Source organism: Thermobacillus sp. ZCTH02-B1 (genome assembly GCF_002159085.1).
In the GTDB taxonomy this organism is placed as follows: domain Bacteria; phylum Bacillota; class Bacilli; order Paenibacillales; family Paenibacillaceae; genus Thermobacillus.
In genome coordinates this window covers 1-4,093 of sequence record NZ_LZRU01000041.1, presented here as the reverse complement: position 1 = coordinate 4,093, position 4,093 = coordinate 1, and the positions used below count along the sequence as shown (strand labels likewise).

Annotated in this window: 7 protein-coding genes; all 7 read left to right on the top strand. The window is 60.0% G+C overall.

Features of this window, described 5'->3' with window-relative positions:
* A partial coding sequence (locus A9Z00_RS14615) for a transposase (RefSeq protein WP_296979011.1) occupies positions 1-329 on the top strand: 329 nt, incomplete at its 5' end.
* A 259-nt stretch (positions 330-588) separates the two neighbouring features.
* Positions 589-918, top strand: a complete 330-nt coding sequence (locus A9Z00_RS14610; RefSeq protein WP_296979009.1) for a cyclic-di-AMP receptor — start codon at positions 589-591, stop codon at positions 916-918.
* A gap of 109 nt (positions 919-1,027) precedes the next feature.
* Positions 1,028-1,471: a YaaR family protein gene (locus tag A9Z00_RS14605; RefSeq protein ID WP_296979006.1), complete on the top strand. Its 444-nt coding sequence runs from the start codon at positions 1,028-1,030 to the stop codon at positions 1,469-1,471.
* 35 nt (positions 1,472-1,506) lie between these two features.
* Entirely contained in the window at positions 1,507-2,484 is a 978-nt protein-coding gene (gene holB, locus A9Z00_RS14600) for a DNA polymerase III subunit delta' (RefSeq protein ID WP_296979005.1), read from the top strand.
* A 4-nt stretch (positions 2,485-2,488) separates the two neighbouring features.
* On the top strand, positions 2,489-3,295 hold the full coding sequence (locus A9Z00_RS14595; RefSeq protein ID WP_296979003.1) for a PSP1 domain-containing protein: 807 nt from the start codon (positions 2,489-2,491) through the stop codon (positions 3,293-3,295).
* Between the two features lie 28 nt (positions 3,296-3,323).
* Positions 3,324-3,692, top strand: a complete 369-nt coding sequence (locus A9Z00_RS14590; protein WP_296979002.1) for an initiation-control protein YabA — start codon at positions 3,324-3,326, stop codon at positions 3,690-3,692.
* A 217-nt stretch (positions 3,693-3,909) separates the two neighbouring features.
* A partial coding sequence (locus tag A9Z00_RS14585) for a UPF0236 family transposase-like protein (protein WP_278342317.1) occupies positions 3,910-4,093 on the top strand: 184 nt, incomplete at its 3' end.

Below are 4,093 nucleotides of genomic sequence, written 5' to 3'. Positions count from 1 at the left end.
ACGCCACCAGCGAACAGTTTCACAGCGAAATCAAGACGGATCTCGATCTGGAGCGGTTGCCGGCCGGAAAATTTGCAACGAATAATCTCGTACTGCATGCAGGCGTGTTTGCCTACAATCTGCTGCGCATCATCGGTCAGGAAAGCCTGCGCAAAGACGACGCACCGATTCGCAGCAACGTGCAGCGCCGCCGAATCCGAACCGTTATTCAAAACATCATCTACATGGCGGTGCGACTGGTTCGACATGCGCGGAGTCTGATCTTCAGCTTCGGAAAACACAGTCCCTGGTCACCGGTGCTGGAGCGAATCTACCGGACGTTTGCCTGATGCGAGAAAGAAGACGAAACCGTTATGGGATGGCCTGGCGAAAGACCTTTGTTCGTCAGGTCTGTTCGACATGGCCAAAACCGGTGGTACAAGTCATGATGCGCCCTTCTGCCAGCGGGCGAAGCAGTTGGTTCGTAATGAACATGGAAATAGTCCGGTCAAGATCCGGTTTCAGGAATAAGGTTCCGGGAGGATTCATAGAAGTTCACGGATTCAGGAATATAAAATAGGTACACATTCATCCCAGGGAGGGATGCGCATGAAGCTTGTCATTGCCGTCGTGCAGGACAAGGACAGCAACCGCTTGTCCACGGCCCTCATCCAGGAAGGCTTTCGCGCTACGAAGCTGGCGAGCACCGGAGGATTTCTTCGTGCAGGCAATACGACATTCATGATCGGCATCGAAGACGAACGGGTGGAGGATGTGCTGCGCGTCATCCGGAACAACTGCAAGGTCCGCGACCAGATCGTGACGCCGGTCTCCCCGATGAGCGGATCAACCGATTCGTACATGCCGTTCCCCGTCGAAGTGCAGGTCGGGGGCGCGGCGGTATGGGTGCTGCCCGTCGAGCGTTTCGAGCATTACTGAACGGCTTTCAGGCCGAATCCGTCCCGCCGGTCCGACGGCCGGCGGAGTTTTGCGTATCGGCGGCGGACTTCGGCGTACTGACTGAACCTGCAGATGGGAAGGATACGCGATGAAAATCAACCCCGGATACCGCACAATCGGATCGGAACGGACACGGATGGAAAGCGTCCAGCGCCAGGTTGCGTCGAAATCGTTCGCCGATCTGATGCAGGAGCAGGAGACGGCCCGGACGCAGGAAGCGCTGCAGCGCATGCTGGAGGACATCCATCGGCAAGGGGAGCGGCTCGCCCGCAGCATGACGGTGCGGGATCTGATGCTGTACCGCCAGATGGTGAAGCGGTTCCTCGAAGACACGGTCCGGCGCGGCGTCGGCCTGAAGGAGACCCGCGGCTGGGACCGGAGGGGCCGGATCAAGCGGTACAAGCTGGTCGAAGAGATCGACGCCATCCTCGTGAGCATGGGAGAAGAGCTGCTCAAGACCGAGGAAGGGCGGCTTGAGCTGCTCGCGAAAATCGGCGAAATCCGCGGATTGCTGATGAATCTGGTGTTCTAGACGTGTTCATGGATGCGGAAAGGACGGATGACCCGATGCGGCTCAGCGACATCACCGGCCAGCCGAAGGCGGTCAAGCTGCTCAAGGCGGCCCTGAAAACCGGAAGCATCCACCACGCCTGGCTGTTCGGCGGCCCGGCGGGTACGGGGCGGAAGCAGGCCGCGCTCGCCTTCGCGCAGGCGCTGTTCTGCACGGCGGGCGGAGATGACGCATGCGGCGAATGCCCGGCCTGTCGGAAGGTCGAGCACGGCAACGAACCGGATCTGCGGATCGTGGAGCCGGACGGCGCGGCGATCAAGATCGACCAGATCCGCGAACTGCAGCGTGACATGTCCTTCCGCGCGCCGGGATCGAAGCGCAAGGTCACCATCATCGAACGCGCCGAGACGATGACGCCCCAGGCGGCGAACAGCATGCTCAAGTTTCTCGAAGAACCGTCTTCGCCCGTCGTCGTCATCCTGTTGACCGAAAATCCGCAGGCGATTCTCCCGACCATCCGCTCGCGCGTCCGGTTTGTTCCGTTTCTTCCCCTGCCTCCCCAGGTCATGCTCGAGAAGCTCCTCGCCGAAGGACAGCCGCCGCTGCTTGCCCGGGCCGCGGTGCACCTCGCCGCCGGAATCGACGCCTGCCGCGCGATTATCCAGCAAGAGGGGTTTGCCGAAACGAGAAAACTGGTGATACAATTGGGGAAAGACAGTCTGGGCAGATTGTCTGCCGCAATGGTCGGCATCGGACAAGCTTTCAAGAACGGCCTGTCGTCCGACCGGATCGAGACCGCGCTTGCGCTGCTCGTGCTCTGGTACCGGGATCTGCTGAACGTCCGGATCGGCAGGCGCGATCAGGTGGTGTTCACGGACGAGATCGGCTGGATGGACAGGCACGCGTTCATGCGGGAGCCGCATGAATGGGTCGCATGCATGGAGCATACGCTTGAAGCAGGAAAACGCATCCGCGCCCATGTATCGCCGCAGCTTGCCCTCGAGCAGCACCTGGTGAGGATACAAGGGGGCTGATTTCTTGTACAATGTCGTCGGTGTCCGCTTCAAGAAAGCGGGCAAAATCTATTACTTCGACCCGTCGGACCTGCCCGTGGAGACGAACCAGCACGTCATTGTCGAGACGGCGCGGGGAATCGAGTACGGAAAGGTCGTCATCGGCCGGAGACAGGTGTCCGAGTCGGACGTCGTCCTTCCGCTGAAGCGGGTCATCCGCATCGCCGACGAGAACGACGCCAAGGTCGTGAAGGAGAACGAGGCGGCGGCGAAGAAGGCTTTCGCCATCTGTCTCGAGAAGATCAAGCAGCACGGGCTGGGCATGAAGCTCGTGGATGTGGAATATACGTTTGACCGGAACAAGATCATCTTCTATTTCACCGCCGAAGGCCGCGTCGATTTCCGCGAGCTGGTCAAGGATCTGGCCAGCGTCTTCCGGACCCGGATCGAGCTCAGGCAGATCGGCGTGCGCGACGAGGCGAAGATACTCGGCGGCATCGGGCCTTGCGGGCGGATTCTCTGCTGCGCATCCTGGCTCGGCGATTTCGAGCCGGTCTCGATCAAGATGGCGAAGGACCAGAGCCTGTCGCTCAATCCGACGAAGATCTCGGGGTTGTGCGGCCGGCTGATGTGCTGCCTCAAGTTCGAGCACGACCATTACGAGAGCGTGCGCGGGGAGATGCCGGCCGTCGGCAAGGTCGTCATCACGTCGTACGGCGAAGGCAAGGTGACGGCCATCAACGCGGCGTCGCGCACGCTGCTCGTGCAGCTCTTCGAGGCGGGAGGCAAACCGAAGGAAATACCGCTGGACGACTGCATTGTGAAAGGATAACGCGAGCCGCGGGTGCCGAGGTGGGACAGTGACGAGAGATCTGTTCGATCAAGTCGAACGCATGGAAGCCGCGCTCGAGCAAATGCTGCGGGAGGCGGCCGACATGAAGCGCGCCATCAAGTCGCTGCTTGAAGAGAACAAGAGGCTCAGCATCGAGAACCAGCAGCTCCGAAGGCTCCTGAAGGCCGGCGTGTCGGCCAGGGCGGAACTGGCGGCCGCGGGACCGGCGCATGCGGCATCCGCCGAACGGCGTGAGGAATCGCATTCGTACGTCGGCGAAGGATACGACAATCTGGCCCGTCTGTATAACGAAGGCTTTCATATCTGCAACGTCTATTACGGTCACCTCCGTACGGAGGGAGATTGTCTGTTCTGTCTGGCTTTTCTCCATAAATGACGGTTTTTGCGGACGGCTGCTTTCAGCGGCGCATGAGCGCTCCGGGGGCGGCCGTTTCCGCTTGGCGGCCGCCTCCGTCCGGCGTCGCAGTCCCATCCGTCGGTTAGAGTAAAATTTGCGTGGGGGTAAAGTCTGGAAAAAGCGAACATAGAAAAAGAGCTTCTCCCTCGGTAAAGTGAATTTGGCACAAAACACACACCAAGAGGAGGAAGCTCCTGTGCAGCACTTTACCACAATCATTCCCTCAATGAAAGAGCTTGAGCAGTGGATGTTGCGGGAGATGCAGGAAGCGTTCGCCAGCGCGATGAAGACAGCGCTGGAGATGTTGGATCAGATCATCCTTGAGCAAAGGGATCGCCAGCGTTTTCGCGTCAAGGCGGAACGGGAAACCAGCGTCAACA